This window comes from Solwaraspora sp. WMMA2101 (genome assembly GCF_049179175.1).
Taxonomy (GTDB): domain Bacteria; phylum Actinomycetota; class Actinomycetes; order Mycobacteriales; family Micromonosporaceae; genus Micromonospora_E.
Window position 1 is genome coordinate 3893206 of record NZ_JBMHMA010000006.1, and the last position, 22983, is coordinate 3916188.

The 22983-nt window shown below is 72.6% G+C and carries 17 protein-coding genes and 1 riboswitch; of the genes, 10 read left to right on the forward strand and 7 right to left on the reverse strand.

Features of this window, described 5'->3' with window-relative positions:
- Nucleotides 1–6: 6 nt before the first annotated feature.
- On the forward strand, nucleotides 7–2316 hold the full coding sequence (locus tag ACN28F_RS18605) for a glycosyltransferase (RefSeq protein WP_421358897.1): 2310 nt from the start codon (nucleotides 7–9) through the stop codon (nucleotides 2314–2316).
- Between the two features lie 17 nt (nucleotides 2317–2333).
- On the opposite strand, the gene ACN28F_RS18610 is transcribed toward ACN28F_RS18605, so the two are convergent.
- Nucleotides 2334–3965: a glycosyltransferase family 2 protein gene (locus ACN28F_RS18610; protein WP_421358899.1), complete on the reverse strand. Its 1632-nt coding sequence runs from the start codon at nucleotides 3963–3965 to the stop codon at nucleotides 2334–2336.
- A 205-nt stretch (nucleotides 3966–4170) separates the two neighbouring features.
- Here ACN28F_RS18610 and ACN28F_RS18615 point away from each other — a divergent pair, with 205 nt between their 5' ends.
- Genes ACN28F_RS18615 through ACN28F_RS18625 form a run of 3 tightly spaced genes read left to right on the forward strand, consistent with a single transcriptional unit; the run spans nucleotide 4171 to nucleotide 6481 of the window.
- Nucleotides 4171–4596, forward strand: coding sequence for a hypothetical protein (locus tag ACN28F_RS18615; protein ID WP_421358901.1), 426 nt, complete (start codon nucleotides 4171–4173; stop codon nucleotides 4594–4596).
- Entirely contained in the window at nucleotides 4593–5774 is a 1182-nt protein-coding gene (locus ACN28F_RS18620) for a glycosyltransferase (RefSeq protein WP_289209192.1), read from the forward strand. Before ACN28F_RS18615 ends, ACN28F_RS18620 begins: the two co-directional genes overlap by 4 nt.
- A gap of 53 nt (nucleotides 5775–5827) precedes the next feature.
- Nucleotides 5828–6481: a hypothetical protein gene (locus ACN28F_RS18625; protein ID WP_289209193.1), complete on the forward strand. Its 654-nt coding sequence runs from the start codon at nucleotides 5828–5830 to the stop codon at nucleotides 6479–6481.
- Here ACN28F_RS18625 and ACN28F_RS18630 read toward each other — a convergent pair.
- Both ACN28F_RS18630 and ACN28F_RS18635 read right to left on the reverse strand, forming a co-directional pair.
- A complete protein-coding gene (locus tag ACN28F_RS18630; protein ID WP_289209194.1) occupies nucleotides 6461–7369 on the reverse strand; it encodes an AraC family transcriptional regulator in 909 nt (302 codons plus the stop codon). The two genes, ACN28F_RS18625 and ACN28F_RS18630, sit on opposite strands and share 21 nt — an antisense overlap.
- Nucleotides 7370–7462: 93 nt before the next feature.
- A complete protein-coding gene (locus tag ACN28F_RS18635) occupies nucleotides 7463–8080 on the reverse strand; it encodes a GNAT family N-acetyltransferase (RefSeq protein WP_282224147.1) in 618 nt (205 codons plus the stop codon).
- Nucleotides 8081–8309: 229 nt separating this feature from the next.
- On the opposite strand from ACN28F_RS18635, the gene ACN28F_RS18640 reads away from it, so the two are divergent.
- Nucleotides 8310–8984 carry an alpha/beta hydrolase gene (locus tag ACN28F_RS18640; protein WP_289209195.1) on the forward strand — a complete coding sequence of 225 codons (675 nt, stop codon included), beginning with the start codon at nucleotides 8310–8312 and terminating at the stop codon, nucleotides 8982–8984.
- A 60-nt stretch (nucleotides 8985–9044) separates the two neighbouring features.
- On the opposite strand, the gene ACN28F_RS18645 is transcribed toward ACN28F_RS18640, so the two are convergent.
- From ACN28F_RS18645 to ACN28F_RS18655, 3 genes are all read right to left on the reverse strand, one after another.
- On the reverse strand, nucleotides 9045–10901 hold the full coding sequence (locus tag ACN28F_RS18645; RefSeq protein WP_421358904.1) for a S8 family peptidase: 1857 nt from the start codon (nucleotides 10899–10901) through the stop codon (nucleotides 9045–9047).
- A gap of 221 nt (nucleotides 10902–11122) precedes the next feature.
- On the reverse strand, nucleotides 11123–12109 hold the full coding sequence (locus tag ACN28F_RS18650) for an anti-sigma factor RsbA family regulatory protein (RefSeq protein ID WP_421358906.1): 987 nt from the start codon (nucleotides 12107–12109) through the stop codon (nucleotides 11123–11125).
- Nucleotides 12110–12346: 237 nt separating this feature from the next.
- The gene (locus tag ACN28F_RS18655) at nucleotides 12347–13798 is read right to left on the reverse strand and encodes a hypothetical protein (protein WP_421358908.1); all 1452 of its coding nucleotides are present in this window, start codon (nucleotides 13796–13798) and stop codon (nucleotides 12347–12349) included.
- A gap of 112 nt (nucleotides 13799–13910) precedes the next feature.
- Between ACN28F_RS18655 and ACN28F_RS18660 the strand changes: the two genes are divergently transcribed.
- The 4 genes from ACN28F_RS18660 to ACN28F_RS18675 all read left to right on the forward strand — a co-directional run bounded on the left by ACN28F_RS18660 (nucleotide 13911) and on the right by ACN28F_RS18675 (nucleotide 20462).
- A complete protein-coding gene (locus ACN28F_RS18660; RefSeq protein WP_421358910.1) occupies nucleotides 13911–15812 on the forward strand; it encodes a hypothetical protein in 1902 nt (633 codons plus the stop codon).
- 127 nt (nucleotides 15813–15939) lie between these two features.
- A complete protein-coding gene (locus tag ACN28F_RS18665) occupies nucleotides 15940–17256 on the forward strand; it encodes an ABC transporter ATP-binding protein (protein ID WP_289209200.1) in 1317 nt (438 codons plus the stop codon).
- 90 nt (nucleotides 17257–17346) lie between these two features.
- Complete coding sequence (locus ACN28F_RS18670; protein WP_289209201.1) at nucleotides 17347–18096, forward strand: HAD family hydrolase; 750 nt, start codon at nucleotides 17347–17349, stop codon at nucleotides 18094–18096.
- The gene (locus ACN28F_RS18675; RefSeq protein ID WP_289209202.1) at nucleotides 18093–20462 is read left to right on the forward strand and encodes a glycoside hydrolase family 65 protein; all 2370 of its coding nucleotides are present in this window, start codon (nucleotides 18093–18095) and stop codon (nucleotides 20460–20462) included. The genes ACN28F_RS18670 and ACN28F_RS18675 overlap by 4 nt, the downstream gene beginning before the upstream one ends.
- 105 nt (nucleotides 20463–20567) lie before the next feature.
- Here ACN28F_RS18675 and ACN28F_RS18680 read toward each other — a convergent pair whose 3' ends face one another.
- Nucleotides 20568–21584, reverse strand: a complete 1017-nt coding sequence (locus tag ACN28F_RS18680; protein WP_421358912.1) for a coiled-coil domain-containing protein — start codon at nucleotides 21582–21584, stop codon at nucleotides 20568–20570.
- A gap of 2 nt (nucleotides 21585–21586) precedes the next feature.
- A riboswitch (cyclic di-AMP (ydaO/yuaA leader) is annotated at nucleotides 21587–21724 on the reverse strand.
- 261 nt (nucleotides 21725–21985) lie between these two features.
- On the opposite strand from ACN28F_RS18680, the gene ACN28F_RS18685 reads away from it, so the two are divergent.
- Nucleotides 21986–22696 carry a potassium channel family protein gene (locus tag ACN28F_RS18685; RefSeq protein ID WP_421358914.1) on the forward strand — a complete coding sequence of 237 codons (711 nt, stop codon included), beginning with the start codon at nucleotides 21986–21988 and terminating at the stop codon, nucleotides 22694–22696.
- Nucleotides 22697–22983 lie beyond the last annotated feature (287 nt).

Sequence of the window (22983 nt, forward strand, 5' to 3'; positions counted from 1 at the left end):
CGCCCGATGGGTGCCCTGCTCAGCGTCGTCGTTCCGATCTACAACGTGGCCCGCTACCTGACCGAATGTCTTGATTCGCTGGCTGCGCAGACCCACCCCGACGTCCAGGTCGTCCTGGTCGACGACGGGTCGACCGACGACAGCGGCGACATCGCGGCCGCCCGGGTCGCCGCCGATACCCGGTTCCAGCTGATCCGTCAGTCGAACCAGGGCCTCGGCGCGGCCCGCAACACCGGTATCCGCGCGGCCACCGGCGACTACCTGGCGTTCGTCGACAGCGACGACGTGCTGCCGCCGTACGCCTTCGAAGTGCTGGTCGGTGCGGTGGAGTCGACCGGTTCGCAGATCGCCTCCGGCAACGTGGCGTTGTTCAACTCCCGTGGGCTGTGGCAGTCGCCGCTGCACCGCGGCACCCATCGGCAGACCTGGCTCGGCACCCGGCTGCGCCGTCGCCGCAACCTCGTCTACGACCGGCTGGCCTGCAACAAGGTGTTCCGGCGGGACTTCTGGACCGGTCACGACCTGTGGTTTCCCGAAGGGGTGCGCTACGAGGACATTCCGGTGACGATCCCGGCGTACGCGCTGGCCGAGTCGATCGACGTGCTGCCCACGGTGGTCTACCACTGGCGGCAGCGCGAGGCGGGTGCCGAAGAGTCGATCAGCCAGCGGCAGGCCGAGGTCGCCAACCTGGTGGACCGCTTCGCGGCGGTACGCAGCGCCAGCCGGTCACTGGCCGGGATCGGTGACCGGTCGTTGAAGAACCACTACGACGCCACCGCCCTGCGCAGCGACCTGCGGATGTTCCTGCACCTGCTGCCCCAGGTGCCGGACGGGACGTACCGGCGGCGGTTCTGCGAGCTGGCGGCGGAGTTCCTCGCCGAGGTGGATCCGGCGGTGCCGGACCGGCTCGATCCCCGGTTGCGGGTGGCGTGGCGGCTGGCCCGCGACGGCCGGCTGCCGGAGCTGCTGCGCGTGGTCGACGCGACCCGGTCCGGTGGCGTACCGCCGAGGGTCGACGGCGTCCCGGCGGCGCTGTACCGCCCGACGCCCCGGCTGCGTACGGCGCTACGGGCGATCTCCTTCTCGGGCGGGCAGCTGCGGATCGCCGGATACGCGCTGCGGACTCCGGCGGAACCGGACACACCGCCGGGGCCGCAGCTGCGCGCCCTGTGGCTGAGTGAGCAGGGCCGCCGCCGCCGGTTCGGGCCGGCGCCGACCCGGTCGCGGCTGTTGCGTCGCCGGTCCGTCGCGGCGGACCCGGCAACGGGCGACCTGCCGGCCTGGTCCGGGTTCGCCACGTCGTTGCCGGTGACGGCACTGCGCTCCGCCGCCGGCTGGCCGCCGGGGACCTGGCTGGTGATGGCGGGCCTGGTCGACGTGGCAGGCGGCCCGGAGAGCGGGCCGGTCAAGGTCGGCGAGGTGGTGCCGGCGTTGCCGGCGGTCTGGGTGGGACCAGGGGTACGGGTGGTGCCGCTGCTGCACGACGGAGCGCTGCGGCTGAGGGTGGAACATCCCTCGGTGTGGGCGACGGCGGCCCGGCTGGTCGGCGACGAGCTGGTGATCAGCGGTACGGCCGTCGCGGGTGCTCCGGTGCCGTCGGCGTTGACCCTGGCCCGGACCCCGATGATCGTGGCCCGCCGTTATCCGAGCCGGCCCGACGGCACCGTCGGGTCCTCGTCGGGCGGCACCGGGTTCAGCTGCCGGATCCCGCTCGGCGACCTGGTGACCGGTCCGGTGTCCGCGCGACCGGCGGCGGTCGGCGACCCGGTGGCCGGCTGGCTGGTCGGCTGGGACGTCGACGGCGGTGCCGACGCCTCCGCCGGGCACGGGTTGCCGGTCGGCGCCGACTTCACCGAGCTGCGTCCGCTGCCCGGCGGGCCGGGGCTGCTGGCCGAGTCGGCCGACCAGGGGCAGCTGTCGATCCGGGTGCTACCGGCCGGGCCACTGGCGACCTGGGCCACCGTCGAGGAGGCCGGAGTCACCCTGGGCGGTGCCTGTCCGGTCGGTGCGGCGCCGTCGTCGGTGGTGCTGCGCCACGCCGACGACCTGCGGGACCCGGCGGCCCCGGCGGACCGGGAGCTGCCGGTCGAAGCCGTCGACGAAGGTTGGCTGGTGCGGATACCGGCGGACGGCCCCGATCGGCCGGAGCCGGGGCGCTGGTGGTTCGGCTACCGGCCGGCGGACGACGACCGGGTCCATGAGCTGTCGATGTCGCTGCGGATCCGGGACGGGGCGGGTCAGGTGGGGCCGGCGGGGCTGCCCCGGTTGCGGTTGGAGCCGGAGCGGCTGTACCGGGTGGCGCTGGTGGCGAACTGAGGCCAGGGCCGGCCTGATCAGCCCGCCGGCGGCGGCGACGCCGGCGGTGCGGTCGACGACGGTGCTGCGGCTGGCGGGGTCGGCCGCAGCCGGTTGCGGGCGGTACGGCGGGCGGTGCCCCACGCCCGGCCCCACAACGACCGGCCCTGCCGGGCACCCATCTGGGACAGCCACTGCGGGCTGCGGGCCACGGCACCGGCCGTGTCGGTGATGATCAACCGTGCGCCGTCCGGCCCCGGGGTCAGCCAGCCGACCCGGTCGCCGATGCGTGTCGGTCGGGTGCCGCGGGTGCCCCGGCCGCCCTGCTGAGGACCCGGCGGTACGGCGTACTCCCGGTCGTTGTCGCGCACCACGACCCGCACGTCGTAGCGCCCAGCGGGCAGCTGGTCGACCGGGATCGTGCAGGACCAGCGCAGGTCGTTGCCGGTCCGCCGGAGCACCGTGACCGGCTGCCGGGCCAGCCCGTCGCCGATCTCCACCAGCAGGTCGTGGCGGACCTGACCGGGTTCGCCGTCGATACCCTTGGCGCGGACACTGCCTTCGAGCGCGATGGCCGGCCCGCTACCGCGCATCCGGTGCACGGTCGCCGTGATCTCCCGGATGAGCAGCAGGTCGCGGTAGGCGTCGAAGTCGGTGTGCCCGAGGTAGGCCTGCCCGGCGTACACCCGCAGCGGCAGCGCGGACCGGGGCTCCCGGATGGTCGCCGGATCCTGTTCGTAGATCGCGGCGGCGCGCAGCCCGGCGCCGGCGTTGCTGACGAATTCGGTCGCCAGCCGCACCGGGATGTCCTTGAACAGGGTGTGCATCCGGACCGCGAATTCGTCGAGCTGCTCGTCGTCACAGCCGTTCGCGGCCCGCCACGCATAGTGCAACTGCATGTAGGCGATCCACCGGTACACCGCGTCGCGGTCGTCGGACGGCAGATCGCGGCACTCGTCGGCGAGCTGCTCGACGATGGCGACGTGTTGCATGATCCGTAGCGGTTGACTGCGGGTGTCCATCAGTGAGGAGTTGTCCCCGCGTTGCCGGTACAGATAGCTCAGCCGGGGGGTCAGCGCCGTCAGTGGGGAACGGGCCAGCAGCGGTACGGTGAACAGCACGTCTTCGAAGGCGGTGTTCTCGGTGAACCGGACACCGGTCGAGTCGACCAGGTCACGCCGGAAGACCTTGTTGCACGCCGACGGGTTGCCGACCAGGCCGGGTGCCTGGGCGATCCGCTCCACGACCCGTTCCCCGACGAGCAGCTCCCGGCGCCACGCCGGGTTGGGCCGGGGCGGCAGCCCCTGCATGTCACCGACGGCCACCGCCGCCTGCTGGCGGTCGGCGAGCTCGACGAGGTAGCTCAGCGCCCCGTCCGGGTAGAGGTCGTCGGAGTCAAGAAAGGCCAGGTAGCGGCCGGTGGCAAGGCGTACCCCGTGATTGCGGGCCGCGCCGAGGCCGGCGTTGTCCTGGCGGACGTAGCGCACCCCGGTGGCCCGGTCGGCGTACCGGCGGGCGATGTCGGCCGAACCGTCGGTGGAGCCATCGTCGATGACGACTACCTCGATGTCGTCCCGGGCGGGCTGTCGTTCGATCGAGTCGAGTGCCTCTTCGAGCCACTTCTCGGTGTTGTAGACCGGCACGACGACGCTGACCGTCGGGGATGGCACGCGCTCACCTCGTGTCACGACTGGGTAATCTGGATCAGTGACCTATTTGCCTAGGGTACGTCGCCTGCTGCGTCCGGTCAGGAATGTGCTTCGTCGCTCCCGGGCGCGGATCATGCAACCAGCGGCGCTACTGTACAGCCCGAACATTACCCCGAACGAGATTCGGATACTCGCCAAGATTGCCAACGACAAGGGTGATCGGGCGATGGTGAACGCGGTGTTGCTGCGCATGGTGCAGCGAGGCGTTGCCAATGAGGGTGAACAGCGTGCGGCGCGACTGATCGGCGCCGGGGCACCGGCACCGGCGGTAGGTCACTGCCCAGCGGATCCGACGGACCAGGGAGAACCGCCCATCGCCGACCAGGCGGCCACCCGGCTGACCGTACGGCGGCCGGATGCGGCAGCACCGCTGCAGGTCACCGTCGGTGACGGGGGTGAGCCGCTGGCGTACTGGCGGGCCGCCTGGGCGGAGCTGCCGCCCGCCCTCGTCGACCAGCTCACCACCGGCGTACTGACCCGGCTCGCGGCCGACCGCCGGGTCAGCGCCGTGCACGCGGCGGACGCCGCCAGCGCCCCGGTCGCCCGGGCGGTCGCCGCCGGCATCGGCGCCCGGTACGGTGGTCAACCGTGATCGTTCCCTGGCGTCGGGGCACCTCCGCCGGCCACCTCGTCGACGATGCGTTGTCCGCCCTCGCCGCCGCCGACTGGGCGGACCGCGCCCGCCCGCCGATCGCCTGGCTGCACTGGCCGGTCGACTCGGCCAACCCGTACCAGTCGTTGATCTACAGCCGGTTCCCCCGGCACAACCTGGTGCCGATCCGGATCCGGCGTCTCGACCAGCTCGACCGCCTGTTGCCCGCGCTGCCGGACGGCGTCACCCGGGTGCTGCACGTCCACTGGCTGTACGACGTCACCGCCGGTTGCACCACCACCGCGCGGGCCGAGGCCGCCGTCGACGCCTTCGCGGCCACACTGGACGCGCTACGGGCCGACGGCGTACGGCTGGTCTGGACGGTGCACAATCTGCTGCCGCACGAAACCGTGCACCGGCAGACCGAGACCCGGCTGCGGCAGGTGATGCTGGCCGCCGCCGACGTCGTCCACCTGATGCACGACAGCCACCTGGAGATCCTGCAGGAGGCGTTCGGCACCTCGCCCCGGCAGGTGGTCGTCGCCCGGCACCCGACCTTCGTCGGGGCGTACCCGGACTGGGTGGACCGGGCGACGGCCCGCAGCCACCTGGGGATCCCGCTCGGTGCCCGGCTACTGGTCACCTTCGGCCAGGTCCGACCGTACAAGGGACACACCGACTTCCTCGACGTGCTCGACGTCGCGACCCGCCACGACCCGCGACTGCGCTGGCTGGTCGCCGGCAAGGTCCGGGAGGAGACCGGCGGGCCCGAGTTCATGCGCCGCGCCGCCGAACACCCGGCGGTCGTCTTCCACCCCGGCTTCGCCCCCGACTCCGACGTGCAGTACTTCCTGCGCGCGGCGGACGCCGCCGTCTACCCGTACCGGTCGTCGCTGAACTCCGGGGCGTTGGCTCTGACGGCCGGGTTCGGGTTGCCGGCGTTCGTCTCGACCGGCACCACCGTCGGCGGGTTGATGCCCGACGCCGCGCTGCGCCGGTTCGACCTCGCCGACCCCGACAAGGCTGCCGAGGTGATCACCGAGGCGACCGGGAGCGGCTGGGCGGCCGCCGACACGGTCCGTACGGCGCTGCGCGACCACCTCGGACCGCTCGCCCCGGCACAGGTCAGCGACCTGCTCGCCACCGAACTGCGCCGCCACCTGGACCCGACGACCTGACCTGCGCCGTTCTTGGTCCATCGTCGATGGTGCCGGCGCGCTACCCTGGCCGCATGTCGAGCCCTGCGTCGGACCGCCGCCCGGACCGTCAGCTGGTGTGGGCACCCGCCGAGGTGCTGACCGGCATCGCCGGGCAGATCGAGCCGCTGCAGGCCCGCGAACGGTTGCGGACCACGATCATCCGGTCGGTGCTGCTCGCGTACGTCTTCACCTGGCCGCCGGCCTTCGGCGTCCTCGCTGCCGCGACCGTGGCCGCGCCGACGCTGACCGATGCGGCCAGCGTCGGCGCGACCGCCGGTTGGGCGCTGCAGATCGCCACCTTGATCGCGCTGTGGGCCGCCGTGTCTGCGCTGATGTCGCACCGGCGGGCCGCTACCGAGTCGGCGGACCCCGAAGTCCTGAGCCGATCGCGACTGCTGCTGCGCCTGGCCGGCAACGCGGCGCGGACCGGGGCGCTCGCGGCGGTGGTGCTGGCACTGGCGGGGCTCGCCCCCGGCCAGGTCGCGGCGCTGGCCGGCGCGGTCGCCGTCGTCCTGCATCTGCTGCCGATGCTGGCGTTCCGGCTGCTGACGCGCGGTCGCCGAGCCGACCCTGTCGGCGAGCCGGCCGAGCGTCTCGCCGGACAGCCGGTCGGGCGGCCGACCGAGCGTCCCGCCAGCGAGCCCGCCCCGCCGCCGGCCGCGACGTCAGCCGGGCTCGACGGGTAGCCACAGCTCGCAGGTCGCGGTGCTGAAATCGGCCGCCCGCTCGACGACGGCGACGATCGACGGGCCGGGCCGCAGCCGCCACGGGTTCGACGGGAACCATTCGGCGGCGGTCGCCGCCCAGGTGGCCTGCAGCGCCTGCGGGTACGGTCCGGCGGTACGGAAGACCGCCCACCTGCCGGCCGGCACCTCGATCACATCGAGGTCGTCGGGGGCGGTCCCGGTCGCCGCGATGGCGACCCCGTGCAGGTAGGTCAACTCGCTGCCCTCGGGGTCGTCCGGCGCCAGGTCGTCGCTGACCTGCAGGATGCCGGCCGGCTCGGTGTCACTGAGGGTCTTCAGCCGCTGATGCTCCGCCGCCGGCAGAGCGGCGATGTGCTGCTGGATGTGCGGATTGACGCCGTGGTGGATCAGCGGGACCCGGGTGGCGTGGCCGACCAGCGTGAACGCGGGGCGGTCGACGATGCGGGTGTCCATGCGGGTGTTCCCTTCGACGGTCAGGCGGAACCTGAGCTGTGGTTGGCTGCGAAGGGGGCCACCGTCACGGCGTACCTCACCTGGACCGGCACCGTGGACTGCCCGGAACGCCCGCCCGAACGCCTCGGTCGAGCCGTACCCGGAGCGGACGGCGATGGTCAGCAGGTCGTCCTCGCCCCGGACCACGGCGGCGGCCGCCACGGTCATCCGCCGCCGGCGTACGTACTCCGACAGCGGCATTCCGGCCAACGACGAGAACATCCGGCGCAGGTGGTACCCGGTCGTGCCGTGCCTGCCCGCCACCGACTCGACGTCGAACTCCCCGATCGGAGGTTCCCCGACGAGGTGTGCCTCGACCGGGTCGGCGAGGTGTGCTTCGACCAGGTCGACGAGGTGATTGAGTGCCGAGATCACGATGGCCTCCCTTCACCGACCAGCCTGGTCGACCACCCCTGGCTCGCGCCCGACATCTGCGGTCCGATCCGATCACGGCTCGGGACCGTCGAGCTACTGGCGCGGCTCCCGCCACATCGGCCAGATCGGTGGGCCGTCGGGCAGGCGCATCGGCCCGTGTGCCCGGTAGCCGTGCCGCAGATACAGGTCCCGGTTGCGCGGCGTGGTCGCCTCCAGGTAGCCCGGCGTGCCGTGACCGTCGAGATGGCGGTGGTGGTGGCGCAGCAGCGCGCTGCCCAGGCCGCCGCCCTGACGCCAGGGTGCCACCGCCAGGTACGCCAGATGCCAGTGCGGCTGCCACGGGTGGTGCGCCGACAGCATCCGGGCGAGGGCGGCGAACCGCGGCTGCCAGCGCCCGGCGGCGCTCAGCAGGCGCAACTCGTGTTCGCTGACCGTCTCCGGATCGGTGGCGATCCGTCGGCCCCGGGGATGCCAGACGGCGACGCCGCTGAACTGGCCGGCGACGTGCACCGCGCCGCCGGACCGGATCGCGTGGTCGAGTTCGAGGGTGAACAGGGTCCGGAAGACGTCGGCCCGTGCGTCGAGGTCACCGATCAGCCACTGCGACACCGGGGCGATCAGGAACGCCTCGGTGAGCAGGGTCGCGGCCTGCGGGATGTCGTCCATCCCAGCGGTACGGATCGTCACGGCGGCGGGATGGATCGCGGTCATCGTGGGCTCCTGCCGGTCGGGCGGTACGCGGTGCACAGCGGGCCACGGCTGGTGGCCGAGGTACCCGCTAGACGCACACAGCGCCGGACCGGAGCACGAACCCGCTGGTCAGATGCCCGACAGTGGCGGCTTTCGGCAGCGTGACGCTGCCGAGACGCCCAGAATGTCACCGCTGCCTGATGTAATCGGCGCGACCGTCGAGGAAGGCGCGCGCGCGGAGGGGGCAGTTGTGGCCACGTTCGTTCTGATTCCCGGCGGCGGCACCGACCCCTGGTACTGGCACCGGCTCGTCGACGAACTGCGGCGGCGGGGCCACGAGGCGGTGCCGGTCGATCTGCCGTGCGAGGACGACGGGGCCGGCTGGGCCGAGTACGCCGACGCGGTGGTGACGGCGATCGGCGGCCGCACCGATGTCGTGCTGGTCGCGCATTCGCTCGCGGGATTCACCGCCCCGCTGGTCGCCGACCGGCTGCCGGTCCGTCTGCTGGTCCTGCTGACGGCGATGGTGCCGGTGCCGGGCGAGACCGGCGGCGACTGGTGGGCGAACACCGGGCACGCCGCCGCGCTGGCCGCCCAGGCCGTACGGGACGGGCGGCCGGCGGGCGAGGACGTGCTCGCGCTGTTTCTCGACGGCGTGCCGGACGAGTTGGCCGCGCAGGTGCTGCGGCACGACCGGGCACAGTCCGGTACGCCGTTCGGGCAACCATGGCCGCTGCCGGCCTGGCCGGATGTGCCGACCCGGTTCGTGCTCTGCCGCGACGACCGGTTCTTCCCGGCCGAGTTCGTCCGTCGGTTCGTCGACGACCGGCTCGGTATCGTCCCGGACGGGATCGATGGCGGACATCTGGCGGCGCTGACCCATCCACGGGAGCTGGCCGACCAGTTGACGGCCTATCTGAGGTGACGTGGCGGTGGGTGTGGCCGGCCGTCGCCGACCGACCACACCCACCGACCGGACGGTGCGTTACAGCGTCAGCGTCCAGGTGTCGATGTAGCCGGTGTCGCCGCTGAAGACGTCACGGACCCGCAACTGCCAGGTGCCGTCGGCCGCCTCGGAGGAGAGGTTCACCGAGTACGTGGTGATCACGTTGTCGGCGCCGTCGAACAGCGCCCAGCTCTTCAGCCGGTACGACGAGCCGTCCGGCGCGATCAGGTCGATGATCAGGTCGCCCCGGTAGGTGTGCTTGATGTCGACGTCCACGCTCGACGACGACGACGCGCTACGCCCGCAGCCGGCGATCACGATACTGCTGGCCGCCGTGCCGGGGTCGGGCAGCGCCACGTCGGTGCCGTTGGTGCCGGAGCAGCCGCCGCCGGAGCCGGTCACCGTCAGGGTGAACGATGCGGTCCGGGTCGCCGAGGCGCCGGTGCCGGTGACGGTCACCGGGTAGCTGCCGGGGGCGGTGCCGCCCGACGTGGCGATGGTGAGGCTGGCGCTGCCGCCGGAGGTGACGGTGGCCGGGCTGAAGCTGGCCGTCGCGCCGCTCGGCAGACCGCTGGCCGAGAAGCTGACCGGCTGCGGCGTACCGGAGGTGGTGCTGGTCGCGACCGTCGCCGACACCGTGCCGCCCGGGGCGGTCGAGCCGGCGGTCGGCGTGACCGAGACGGCGAAGTCGTCCGCCGGCGGGGTGCCGTCGTTGACGACGTACAGCAGCCGGTTCGGCGATCCGTTGCCCGGGTTGCCGACCGCGCCGACGGTGGCGTTGTCGTAGAGGTAGTCGCGGACCTGCTGCGGGCTCCAGCCGGGGTTGGCGGAGGCGACCAGGGCGGCCGCGCCGGCGACGTGCGGGGCGGCCATCGACGTACCGCTGATGGTGTTGGTGGCGGTGTTGCTGGTGTGCCACGGCGCGGTGATCGACGAGCCGGGCGCGAAGATGTCCAGGCAGGTGCCGAAGTTGGAGAAGCTGGACCGGGCGTCGGTGCTGGTGGTGGAGCCGACGGTGATGGCCTCGGTGACCCGCGCCGGCGACGTGTTGCAGGCGTTCGCGGAGCTGTTGCCGGCGGCCAGGCTGTAGGTGATGCCGGCGCTGATCGAGTTGCGCACGGCGGTGTCGAGCGAGGTGTTCGCGCCGCCACCGAGGCTCATGTTCGCCACGGCCGGCTTCACGGCGTTGGCGGTGACCCAGTCGACGCCGCCGATGACGCCGGCGTTGGTGCCGCTGCCGGAGCAGTTGAGTACCCGCACGCCGACCAGGGTGGCGCCCTTGGCGACGCCGTACGCGGTGCCACCGACGGTGCCCGCGACGTGCGTGCCGTGACCGTTGCAGTCGTCGGCGGAGCCGCCGTCGACGGCGTCGAACCCGCTGATCGCGCGGCCGCCGAAGTCGTTGTGGCTGAACCGGATTCCGGTGTCGATGATGTACGCGTGCACGTTCGACGCGGTGTTCGGGTACGTGTAGGAGTCGTCCAACGGCAGGGCGCGCTGGTCGATGCGGTCCAGGCCCCACGACGGCGGGTTCAGCTGGGTGTCGGCGAGCGTCACGGTGTGGTTCTGCTCGACGTAGTCGACCGACGGGTGGGCCGCGATCCGGGCGGCCTGACGGGCGGTCGCGCTGATCTCGAAGCCGCGCAGCGCCGCGCTGTAGGTGCGGGCCACGGTGCGTCCGTGCTGCCGGGCCAGGGCCTGCGCGGTGTCGCTGACCTGCCCGGGGGCCACGGCACTGTCCTTGAACACCACGATGTAGCTGTCCGGTACGGCGGTGGCGCCGCCGGCGTGCCGGATGGTGCCTTCCGGTGGGGCCGCGCTGACCGGTACGGCGGCAGCGGCCACCATGGCCAGCGCGGTGGCACCGACGATGACGACTCTGTGGGGGAGATGCATCTCCCGTCCTCCCATTCCACCGGCGGGTCCGTCCGCTGACGGTCACAGCGGATCAGTGAACGCCGATCTAGCTGAGAGTAATCTGAGTCGATACTGAAAGATGTATTCCGGATCGCTCATACCGTCGGCGGGATGGAACCTCTGGAAGGACCTCCGGCCAGCAGGTTCGCCCGTCGCAAGAGCTGCGGTTCGCCGGCTGCGAAACGAGAAGTTTTCATGATTCACCGGGCTGGCGGTCGGTCCACGTACACCCGGACCGTGGTCCGTCCGGGCCGGGTGTACACCCGGACCAGATCGCACAGGTCGTGCACCAGCAGCAGTCCCCGGCCGCCCGGCTGGTCCGGTGGCCGGGGAATCCGCCCGGCCAGCGGGTCGGCAAGGTGGCCGGAGTCCTCGACCTGGCAGACCACCGACGCCGAGGTGACCCACAGCCACACCCGGCCGCCGGCTGCGGTGTGCCGCACGGTGTTGGTGGCGAGCTCGTTGACGGCCAGGGCGAGATCGTCGACCCGGTCGCGGTCGAGCCCGGCCGCGCGCGCCTGCCCGGTGACGAACCGGCGGACCCCGGCCAGGGCCGGGGTGTCGGCGAACCCGATGGTCGCCGCCCGCCCCGGTGGTGCCGGCAACGGCCGGCGGACCCGGTGCAGCGCGGAGGTCGGCGGCAGGTACCGGGCGCTCGGCCGGCGGCCGGCACCGTCGGTCACGACCGGATGGGTACGCTGCGCGTCGGCCACCACCTCGGCGGGCAGCGACCGGGCGTCGTACGGGCACAGCAGCACCGCCGGACGACCGGCGAACGCCACGTTGACCAGGATCTCGTGCTCGATGCAGGCCGGGTGCTCGTCCGGGTGGCGGCCCGACCAGACCGGCTCGTCGACGATCCAGACCTGCCGGTCCGGGTACCGCTGCGCGAAGGCGAGCAGCACCTTGGGGATGATCCGGCCGGGATTACGGCCGACCACCGTCATGTCGACGAAGTCGACCTCGGCGGTGTCGACCGCCGGGTCCTCACCCAGGGCGCCGCGCAGCGCCGCCAGCTTCTCCGACGGTACGGCGATCAGCAGCGGGGCCGACGCGCGGACCGCGTCGCGGGCGAACCGGGTGACCGTGGTGAGGTACGCCTGTTCGTCGCCGTACAGCAGACCGATGTGGTCGAAACCCGGGCGGAGCCGGTCGACCGGGTCCAGGGCGTCGACCGTCGTGCTCATGGCCGGCCCGCCGGTGTCATCCGGCTCGACCTGCCGCTGCCGGCCATCGATCCACCACCTTCGGACCGTCGCACGTCACCGCCCACGTGGGGCGTCCCACTCCCACGGTAACGGGCTCGCGGAAACCCGGCCATCGAGGCTCGGTCAGGCCAGCGGCGCCGCCTGGCCGGCGGCCCGGTCAGGCCGGCGGCGCTGCCTGGTCGGGCGGTCTCCGGGACGTGCGCGGGTGCGCCACGCTCAGCGGGACACCAGCCGTCGACGCACTCCACGGGCGTACTGCCGGGCGACGAAGACGGTGGCCCGGCCGAGGCTGCGGGCGCCACCGACGGGTACGGTCTTCGCCGCCCGTCGGGGGGCCGCCGTCGTGGTGGCGTCGGCGGCACCGGGCCCGGCGGTGGCCAGGTCGACGACGTCGAACTCGCTGCCGGTCTCCCACCGTTGACCGTGACTTGCCGCGACCGCCTCGACCAGGGCATCCTCCGCCGTCCCGGCGTGGGTGGCCCGGCAGCGGGCGGCGGTGGACCACAGTTCGACGGCGTACGTCGCGGAGCCGGCACCGGCGGGCAGCACCCGCAGCAGACCGCAGCGCCACTTCTCCATGGCGGCGGTCACCGCACCCACGGTCCGGCGCCCGACGCCCAGCCGGGCCGGCACCCGCAGCAGGTACGGCGACGGGTAGGCGCTGGCCGGCGCGGTGTCGACCAGCCGGACCCGTGGCTCGTGGCGGTACTCGGCAGCCAGCAACCGCAGGTCGTCAGGCTGGTCGCCACCCCCGGTCGGCCCGGCGGCGGCCCAGTCGGCGACCAGGGCGACCTGCAGGTCCCGCTCGTCGCTGGCCAGCAGTCGGTCGACGCAGGCGCGAACCACCTCGTACGGCTGGTCCACCGGCACCATGGCGCAGATCAGCGGCACCTGCCAGGTCCGACCGGGCCGGTCACGGTGCTGGCGCGGGTACGGCAGCAGATCGGTCAGCGCGGCGCGGGCCTGCCGGTCGTCCCCGGCCGGATCGGTCGGGACGAGCGTCCACAGGCTGGCCGTCGGCTCCGGCACGAACACGGCACCGGCCTGCGCCAGCCGGTAGGCGACCTCGACGTCGGCGCCCTGGTACGGATCGGTGCCGGGCCGGTAGCGGCTGCGGTGGAAGGCGAAGGCGGTGCCGGCGGCGGTCAGGAAGGCGGTGTGGTCGGCGGTGCGCAGCTGATGGGTCGCCTCGAGGCGACGGGTCAGCCCGGCGTCGACGGCGCTGCCGGCGAAGAGCTGCCCGAGGGTGCCGGCGCTGGCGTGCGCGGCGACCATCTCCGGCTCCGGCACGGTGCCACCGAAGCGCGCCGGTACGGCCAGGCCGACCGCGTCCGGGTCGGCCTGTGGCCAGCGGGCGAGGGCGCCGACGAGATCCGGCCCGGGCACCGCGCCGGCCGGGATCCGGACGATGATCTCGCTCGTGGCCGCCGCGACCAGGTCGACGAATCCGTTGTCGTCGGCGCGGGTGACGACCTGCAGCAGCTCGGCGGGGTGGCGCTGCTGTGCGAGCGCCGCCGTGGTCCGGGCGGCCGCGCTCGGGTCGCCGCCGCCGACCACGCAGACGGTGACCTGGGCGGGGGGCGTCGACTGCCCCGGCTCGGCGGGCCGGATCCGCGACCAGTCGTTGTGTGGTGAGGCAGCGGAGGACACGGCGCCGGGCTGGGACACGCGTGCAGCGTACCGCAACGCCGACCGGTAGCCTCTGGCGTGACGTGGGTCGGACGCTGACGTGCGTCAGCCCCCGTCGCAGGATCTGATCCGAGGGCAGGGTGGCAGCAGGGTGACGGAGCAGGCGGCGGTGCAGTCCTCCTTGACGGAAGCGGACCGGGTGCGGGCCGGCGGTGTCGGCTCCCGCCGCTGGTGGCGGCGGATCCGGTTGTCCGAACAGGGCCCCGAACGGGCGTTGCCCGCGATGGCGGGCCCACTGCGTCACCTGCTGGTCGACGCCGAATCGCTGGCCGCGCTGCGCACGCTGTTCAGCGCGCCGGCCGCCCGCACCCCGGTGCGTCGACTCACCGTCCGGGTGCGTCGCTGGCGCCCGCCGACGCCTGGCTGGTCGGGCCGGCTCGGCCCGGTGCCCGGCATCCGGGGGCACCGGGTCGTGCTGCCTGCCGGCGGCGGTGCCGCGCGGGTCACCGTCGAGCTGGTCGCGCCGGTCGCGCTGCACGACGTACTGGCCGCGGTCTGGGCGGTGCTGGCGCCGGTGCGGCCGTTGCCGCGCCCGGCGAGCGCCGACGTCACCGTGGTCGGCCCGGTCCCGGCCTGGCAGGCGTCGGCCGGCACCGTCACGGTCGTCGACCAGCTGACGGTCAACCCGGAGATCCGGGCGTACGACGTGGTGCTCGCGCCGGACGCGGCGGCGCTGACCGCCGGGCCCGACCTGGTCGGGGTGGCGGTGACAGCCGGTGGGACCGGTGCCCGGGTGACGAACCGGCAGCCGCTGGTGCTGATCGACGCGGCGGCGGCGAACCCGATCGGGCGCGGCCGCCGGTACGGGCCGGAGGAACCGTCCGGGGTGCTGGAACTGCTGACCAACGAGCCGGTGCTGCGATGGCGGATCCGTCCGTCCGGTGCTGCCGACGCGCCAGCGGTCGCGTCCGGCCGTCTCGACGCGCTGCCGCTGACCGGCGACCAGCTGGCCGCGACCCGCCGGTTCGCCCAGCTGACCTGCTCCGAGCTGCCGGCGGCGGATCCGGCGGCGGAGGCGACGCTGCTGGCGCAGGTGGCGGCGGGCGGGGCGGTGCTGCGGGTGCCGCAGCTGCCGCCGTCGGTCGCCGACCGGCTCGCCGAAGGGCTGCTCGAGGTGCTGCGTACCGAGCTGCCCGGGGTGGGCGCGGACCCGTTGGAGTGGGAGATCCGCAGCGTACGGCAGCGGTCGGCGGCGCTGCGCGGGCACGGCGCGGCGTTCGCCGCCGGCGACGTCACCGGCGGTACGTTCCCGGCGTTGGCCGCCCCGCCGTCGGTGAGCGCGGTGCTGGTCACCCGCCGGCCCGAGTACCTGCCGGACGTGGTGCGCCAACTCGCCGGGCAGACCTACCCGGAGCTGGAGATCGTGCTCTGCCTGCACGGCATCGAGCTGGCGGCGGACGTCCGGTCGCAGCTGGCCGACTGCGGCCGGCCGATTCAGATCTTCAGTGCGCCGGACGGGTTGAGCTTCGGTGAGGTGATGGGGGCGGCGACCGCACGGGCCCGGGGGAGTCTGGTCACCAAGGTCGACGACGACGACGTGTACGGCCCGGAGCACGTCTGGGACCTGGTGCTGGCCCGCGAGTTCTCCGGCGCGATGCTGGTCGGCAAGGCGGCCGAGTTCGTGGTGCTGCAGACGTTGGGCGTGACGGTACGGCGGGCCGCCGTACCGCCGGAGACGTACGGCGCTCCGGTCGCCGGCGGCACCATGCTGATGGCCCGGGGCGACCTGGAGGCGGTCGGCGGCTGGCGGCCGGTGCCCCGGTCGGTGGACCGTGGTCTGATGGACCGGGTGCTGCGCGCCGGTGGGCTGATCTACCGGACCCATCCGCTCGGGTACCTGTACGAGCGGCGGGCGACCGGGCACACCTGGGACGCCGGGCTCGACTACTTCCTGCGCCGCTCCGGCCAGCAGTGGGACGGCGTCCCCCGGTACGCGGAGTTCGGCACCGCCCCGGCCCCGGTGCCCCACCCTGCGGAAGTAACCGCTCGGTAATCTCGTCGGCATCATCGGTAATCGCACTGTCACAATGCGAACATGGCACGTTTACCCGATGTGCCAGGCGCATGGTGCTCGTCACAGTCAATGCGGGGCGGGCAATCGATGCTGCGGGGAGGTGACGGTGACCACCGTCGCGCTCAAGGACGTGACCAAGGTCTTCACCGACGGGACCGTTGCCGTCGACAACGTCAATCTCGACGTCAACGACGGCGAGTTCATGGTGCTGCTCGGCCCTTCCGGCTGCGGCAAGTCGACCGTGCTGCGGATGGTCGCCGGTCTCGAGGACCCCAGCAGCGGCGCCATCATGCTCGACGGCGAGCTGGCCAACGACGTCCCGCCGCGCGACCGGCGGGTCGCCATGGTCTTCCAGGACTTCGCGCTCTACCCGCACATGACCGTCGGCGACAACATCGCCTTCCCGCTGCGGCTGGCCGGGGTCGACACCGAGGCCCGGTCCGAACGGGTCGCCGACGTCGCCAGCGCGCTGGGCATCGGTGACGTGCTCGCCCGTCGGCCGAGCCAGCTCTCCGGCGGCCAGCGGCAACGGGTGGCGATGGGCCGCGCGATCGTCCGTCGGCCCGGGCTGTTCCTGATGGACGAGCCGTTGTCCAACCTGGACAGCGGGTTGCGGGCCGAGCTGCGCGCCGAGATCTCCGGCCTGGTCCGCGAGCTCGGCGTCAGCACCATCTACGTCACCCACGACCAGGCCGAGGCGCTCACCATGGCCGACCGGGTGGCGATCATGCGCAAGGGCGTGCTCCAGGACGTCGGCACCCCGACCGAGGTGTACGGCCGACCGGCCACCCTCTACGTCGCCGCGTTCCTCGGCAGCCCCCGGATGAACCTGCTGGAAGCCTCGGTCTACGTACACCTCGACCGGTACGTCACGCTCAGCCTGGGCGACCAGGCCCTCTACCTGCCCTGGAACGACATCCGGGCCCGCGCCGTCTCGCACTACCACGGCGAACGCATCGTGGTCGGCATGCGCGCCGAGGCACTCACCCCGGTCGCCCCGGACACCCCCGGCGACGTCCTGCAGGGCCGGATCCGCTTCCTCGAACACCACGGCCACGAGTCCCTGGCCTACCTCGACATCGGCGCGACCGCGATCGTGGTCGACGACCTCGGCGGTACGCCGGTGGAGCCGACCGGCGGCTCCGGTCAGCGGCTGCGTCGTCTCGGCAGCGTGATGCAACGCCTCACCGGGCGGACCGCAGAGCCGGCGGCCGCCGACCCGGCCTCGCCCCGGCCCGGCGGTGCCCGGGAGAGCGTGCTCAGCGACGGCGGTCGGCACCACCGTCGCCCCGCCGAGCTGGCGGTACGGCTCGCCCCGTACCCGGCGGTCACCGCAGGGCACCCGTTGGCGGTTTCGGTCCGGATGGACGCGCTGCACTTCTTCGACGAGCGGGGTGACCGCATCGACGTCGGGTGGCGGTGACCGGCTCACCCGCCGTGTTCACCCGCCGCGCGCCGCCGGCGGGCGGCGGAAACCGGGCCGGCACCGTGGAGATCGGGTTAGATTGGCGGGGTGCTCGGTCTACCCACTCATGTGACCGCCTGCCTTTTCGACCTCGACGGGGTGTTGACCCAGACCGCGAAAGTACACAACAGGGCGTGGGAGGAGACCTTCAACGACTTCCTCCGCGCCCGTGCCCTGGCCGCCGGCCACCCCTTCCTTCCGTTCGATCCCGGCGCCGACTACAGCCGGTACGTCGACGGCCGACCACGGGCCGACGGGGTGCGTTCCTTCCTTGCCTCGCGAGGCGTTGAGCTTCCCGAGGGGTCGGTGGACGACCCCCCGGCTGCCGACACCGTCAACGGCATCGGCAACCGGAAGAACGAGGTCCTGCTGCGACGTATCGCCGAAGACGGCGTGCAGGTCTACGACGGTTCGCTGGCCTACCTTCATGCTGCCCGCTGGATCGGGCTGCACCGGGCCGTCGTGTCGGCCAGCGCCAACTGCCGGGACGTGCTGATCGCGGCGGGGATTGAGGAGTTGGTCGAGGTGCGGGTAGACGGGGTGATCGCGAGAGAGAAGGGCCTGCGCGGCAAGCCGGAACCGGACACGTTCCTGGCCGCCGCCGCGCAGTTGGGGGTGGAGCCGGCGAACGCGGCGGTCTTCGAGGACGCGCTGGCCGGGGTGACGGCGGCACGGGCCGGTGACTTCGGCTGCGTGGTGGGCGTCGACCGGGTCGGTATCGGCGACGAACTGCTCGCCCATGGTGCCGACATCGTGGTGAACGACCTGGGGGAGCTGCTGGTCGGAGCCGAACGGTGATCCGCGAGCGGGCCTACCCGGTCGAGCCCTGGCATGTCCGGGAGACCCGGCTGGACTTCGACATCCTGGCGCAGTCGGAGTCGGTCTTCGCACTGGCCAACGGGCACATCGGATTCCGTGGCAACCTGGACGAGGGGGAGCCGCACGGCTTGCCGGGCACCTACCTCAACTCGTTCTACGAGTTGCGGCCGCTGCCCTACGCCGAGGCCGGGTACGGCTTCCCCGAGTCCGGGCAGACCCTGGTGAACGTCACCAACGGCAAGCCGATCCGGCTGCTGGTCGACGACGAACCGTTCGATGTGCGCTACGGCGACCTGCTCTCCCACGAGCGGGTGCTCGACCTGCGGGCCGGGCTGCTGGACCGGCGCCTGGAGTGGCGGTCGCCGGCCGGTCGGACCTGCCGGGTCCGCAGTACCCGGCTGGTGTCGTTCACCCAGCGGGCGGTCGCCGCGGTCTGCTTCGAGGTCGAGGCGGTCGACGAGCCGCTGCGGATCATCGTGCAGTCCGAGCTGGTCGCCAACGAGGAGTTGCCGGCGCAGAGCAAGGACCCCCGGGTGGCCGCCGTACTGGACCAGCCGCTGCAGGCCGAGGAGCGGTTGGTGCAGTCCGACGGCGGGCTGCTGATCCACCGGACCAAGGCCAGCGGGCTGCGGATGGCGGCGGCGATGGGGCACGAGATCGACGGCCCCGGTGACGTGGCGGTGAGCACCGAAGGGTTCGACGACTGGGTCCGGACCACCGTCTCCTGCCTGCTGCAGCCGGGGCAGCGGCTGCGGGTGGTCAAGCTGTTGACGTACGGCTGGTCCAGTCAGCGCTCGTTGCCGGCGCTGCGCGACCAGGTCGGGGCGGCGTTGGCCGGCGCCCGAATCTCCGGCTGGGAAGGGCTCTGCGCCGAGCAGCGCAAGTACCTCGACGACTTCTGGGACCACTCCGACGTGCGGGTCGACGGCGACCCGGAGATCCAGCAGGCGGTCCGGTTCGGCCTGTTCCACGTGCTGCAGGCCGGGGCCCGCGCCGAGCAGCGGCCGATCGCCGCGAAGGGCCTGACCGGACCGGGGTACGACGGACACGCCTTCTGGGACACCGAGATGTTCGTACTGCCGGTGCTGACCTACACCCAGCCGGCGGCGGTCGCCTCGGTGCTGCGCTGGCGGCACTCGACGCTGGACCAGGCGCGGGAACGGGCCCGGATGCTCGGGCTCAACGGGGCGGCCTTCCCGTGGCGCACCATCCGGGGGCAGGAGTGTTCGGCGTACTGGCCGGCCGGCACCGCCGCCTTCCACGTGGCGGCGGACATCGCCGACGCGGTCCGGCGCTACGTGCACGCCACCGGTGACGTCGAGTTCGAGCGGGAGATCGGCCTCGAGCTGCTGGTGGAGACGGCCAGACTGTGGCGCTCGCTCGGCCACCACGACCGGCACGGCCGGTTCCACATCGACGGGGTGACCGGGCCGGACGAGTACACGGCGGTGGTCGACGACAACATCTACACCAACCTGATGGCGCAGCGGAACCTGCTGACGGCGGCCGACTGCGCGCTGCGCTACGCCGACCGGGCCTGGGTGCTCGGTGTCGACGACGAGGAGACCGCGGCCTGGCGGGACGCGGCGCTGTCCATGCACGTTCCGTACGACGACGAGCTCGGCGTGCACCCGCAGTCGGCCGGGTTCACCCGGCACCAGGAGTGGGACTTCGCGGGCACCTCGCAGGACCACTATCCGCTGCTGCTGCACTACCCGTACTTCGATCTGTACCGCAAGCAGGTGGTCAAGCAGGCCGACCTGGCGCTGGCGATGCACTGGCGGGGCGACGCCTTCACCGACGAGGAGAAGGCCCGCAACTTCGCCTACTACGAGCGGCGTACGGTGCGGGACTCCTCGTTGTCGGCCTGCACCCAGGCGGTGATCGCGGCCGAGACCGGTCACCTGGAGCTCGCCCACGACTACCTGGGCGAGGCCGCGTTGATGGACCTGCACGACATCAACCGCAACACCCGTGACGGCATCCACGTCGCGGCGCTGGCCGGGGCGTGGCTGGCGTTGGTGGCCGGGTTCGGCGGGATGCGCGACCACGCCGGGGAGCTCTCCTTCGCCCCCCGGTTGCCGCAGCGGATCAACCGGCTCGAGTTCGCCATGATGTGGCGGGGCATGCGGCTGCGGGTGTCCGTCGGGCGCGACGAGGTGACCTATGCGCTACGCGACGTGGATCCGAACGCGACGATCGAGCTGACGCACCACGGTGAGGCGATCACCGTCGCCGCCGACAAGCCGGTCACCCGGGCGATCGCGCCGGCCGGGGCGGCGGGCCCGCCGCCGCAGCAGCCGGCGGGCCGCTCCCCGGTGCGCCGGTCGGCCCGTACCGACTGACTGACCCCGCACCGGCCGCGGGGTCCGACGCGACCCCGCACCGGGCCGCGGGGCCCGACGCTTCGCGCGCCGGCCAGCCGTCCTGACTGACCGGCGCGCGGGCACTCAGAGCAGGGACAGGTGCACGTGGTTGGTGTGGTCGCTGCTCGGGTCGCCGCCGGCGCCGCTGTAGGAGCTCCAGCCTGTCGTCGGTGACCAGAACTGGCGGTACCAGATCACGTAGAGGATGCCGAGTTTGTCGGCGTTGCGGACCAGGAACGCGGTCAGGTTGTTGCCGTAGAGCCGGGCGTCGCCGGTGGCGTCGCCGCCGAAGCCGCTGGACTGCATGGAGAAGTCACAGGCCCGGCCCTTCGGGTGCTCGAACGGGCCACCGGGTCGGAAGCAGGAGACGAAGCGGGTGAAGCCGGCCTTCTTGGCCTCGTTGAGCGCGTGCATGGTGCGGGGGGTGATGCAGCCGCTCGTGGTGGGGTCGTCCAGGCTGCACGACTCGGACGGCCAGGAACCGTTCGCGTTGCGGGGTGCCTGCGCGGCGACCGGCGAGGTGGCCGAGACGAACCCGTTGGTGGCGACCGCGCCGACCAGCTGCAGGGCCTTCTCCGCCTCCTTCTTCTGGCGGGACATCACCTCGAGCTGCTGTTCCTCGCGGGTCACCTCGGCCTCGATCGCCGCGACGGCCCGGGCGGCCTGTTCACGGGCCTCGTTGAGCTCGCGGACCCGCTTGTTGTCGTGCATGGCGATCATGTCCAGGCCTTCGGCCCGGTCCAGCAGGTCGTCCGGGCTGGCGCTGTTGAGCAGCACCATCACCGGGGTGATCCGGCCGAGACGGTACGAATTGGAGGCGACCTCGCCGATCTGCGGGGTGAGTGCCTCCAGACGTTCCTCCACCTTCTCCAGTTCGAGGTTGAGCTGAAGTTGCCGCTTGCGGGACTCCTCGACGGCGGCCTTTGCTTCGACGAAGCCTCGGTTGGTCGACTCGATGACGTCGCTGAGCAGTGGCTGCGCGCCCTCGTCCGAGGGGTCCTGGGCGGCGGCCGGGGTGGCGACGACGAGGCCGGCGAGCAGGGTGGTCACGGCGGCCAGTGCGGCGGTGAACGGAACCCGCCGGTATAGGGGTGCGGTCATCCTGTTCCTTTCCTTGGCCGCCGACCGAGTTAGCTGACGGGTTCGGGACGGAACGATCCCTACCGCGACGTCGCGGATTCACCCCGGTGGAAACGTGGTTCCCCGGCTCACCCCGAAGGACGATTAGGCGGCGGTCACCGCCGGCACCGGTGGGTGCCGCCTGGCGGAGACCGCCGGCAAGCTTACCGGATCGGTGACCGGCGACAACACCTCGACGACCGTCGTTGACCAGGGAGAATTCCGTTACTGGACAACGACTTTAGGTAATGTCCACTTTCTGCGTCGGCGGGCCTACGGCATGTCGCGGCCGGCTGGGTCGATAGTGCCGTGGTCGGGGGATGGAACTGCCTAAAATGCCATAGAAGCCGAAAGTAGGAAATAATCTCCGGATGGATTCCCTGATGACAGACGACCCGTTCCTGACGGCTGCCGATCCGTCCCCGGTCGGTGCGGCCGGCGACGGCGTCACTGACGACAGCGTGGCCGTCATCGGCCTGGGTCGATTCGGTGGGCAGGTGGCGCTGTCGCTGTGCCGGCTCGGTCACCGGGTGCTCGGCATCGACGGCGATCCCCGCCGGGTGCAGCGCTGGTCCGACCGGCTGCCCCGGACGGTGGAGGCGGATCCCACCGACGAAGAGTCGCTGCGGCACCTCGGGGTCGCCGACTACCCGTGCGCGGTCGTCGGCATCGGCGCCGACATCGAGGCCAGCATCCTGACCGTCGTGTCGCTGACCGAGATCGGCGTGCCGGAGATCTGGGCGAAGGCGATCACCGCCAAGCACGGCCGGATCCTCGCCTCGGTCGGTGCCCACCACGTGATCTTTCCGGAGGCCACCATGGGGGACCGGGTCGCGCACCTGCTGGCCAGCAGGATGCTCGACTTCATCGAGTTCGACGACGGCTTCGCGATCGCCAAGGTGTGCGCCCCGGCGGACAGCGCGGGTCAGACCCTGGCGCAGGCCCGGCTGCGGCAGCGGTACGGCATCACCGTCGTCGGCATCAAGGAGCGTGACCAGCATCTGCGGTACGCCGTACCGGACTCGGTGATCCCGCCGGACGCGCTGCTGATCGTCGCCGGGCCGACCGCGGACGTGCAGCGGTTCGGCGGTTGACCCTGGGATCCTGGGCGTAACCGTCTCGTCACGCCTTCATTTCGTGAGCTGATCAGCCTCTGGACTTTCGCAAACTCGTGACTCAGGCTACAGTCCTCCCATGGGAGCGCTTCCATTGATGGATGTGCACCCGGAACACTGTACCGACGCGCGGCGTGGCGCTGTTCGCAGCGCTTCGCCGACCGCTCAGCCCTTGGGCTGGCGGCGGGCCAGCCCGGACTCCGCCGCCAGCCACGCACCGCCTGTCGAGAGGAGGTGGAACCAGAGCCACTCGCGTGGCCCGGCTC

Bases quoted from the DNA above. Each gene is read 5' to 3' on its own strand.
- ACN28F_RS18685 (WP_421358914.1), top strand. From the start codon at position 21,986: ATGACAGACGACCCGTTCCTGACGGCTGCCGATCCGTCCCCGGTCGGT.
- ACN28F_RS18650 (WP_421358906.1), bottom strand. From the start codon at position 12,109: ATGAGCACGACGGTCGACGCCCTGGACCCGGTCGACCGGCTCCGCCCG.
- ACN28F_RS18605 (WP_421358897.1), top strand. From the start codon at position 7: ATGGGTGCCCTGCTCAGCGTCGTCGTTCCGATCTACAACGTGGCCCGC.
- ACN28F_RS18635 (WP_282224147.1), bottom strand. From the start codon at position 8,080: ATGACCGCGATCCATCCCGCCGCCGTGACGATCCGTACCGCTGGGATG.
- ACN28F_RS18680 (WP_421358912.1), bottom strand. From the start codon at position 21,584: ATGACCGCACCCCTATACCGGCGGGTTCCGTTCACCGCCGCACTGGCC.
- ACN28F_RS18645 (WP_421358904.1), bottom strand. From the start codon at position 10,901: ATGCATCTCCCCCACAGAGTCGTCATCGTCGGTGCCACCGCGCTGGCC.
- ACN28F_RS18625 (WP_289209193.1), top strand. From the start codon at position 5,828: ATGTCGAGCCCTGCGTCGGACCGCCGCCCGGACCGTCAGCTGGTGTGG.
- ACN28F_RS18615 (WP_421358901.1), top strand. From the start codon at position 4,171: ATGGTGAACGCGGTGTTGCTGCGCATGGTGCAGCGAGGCGTTGCCAAT.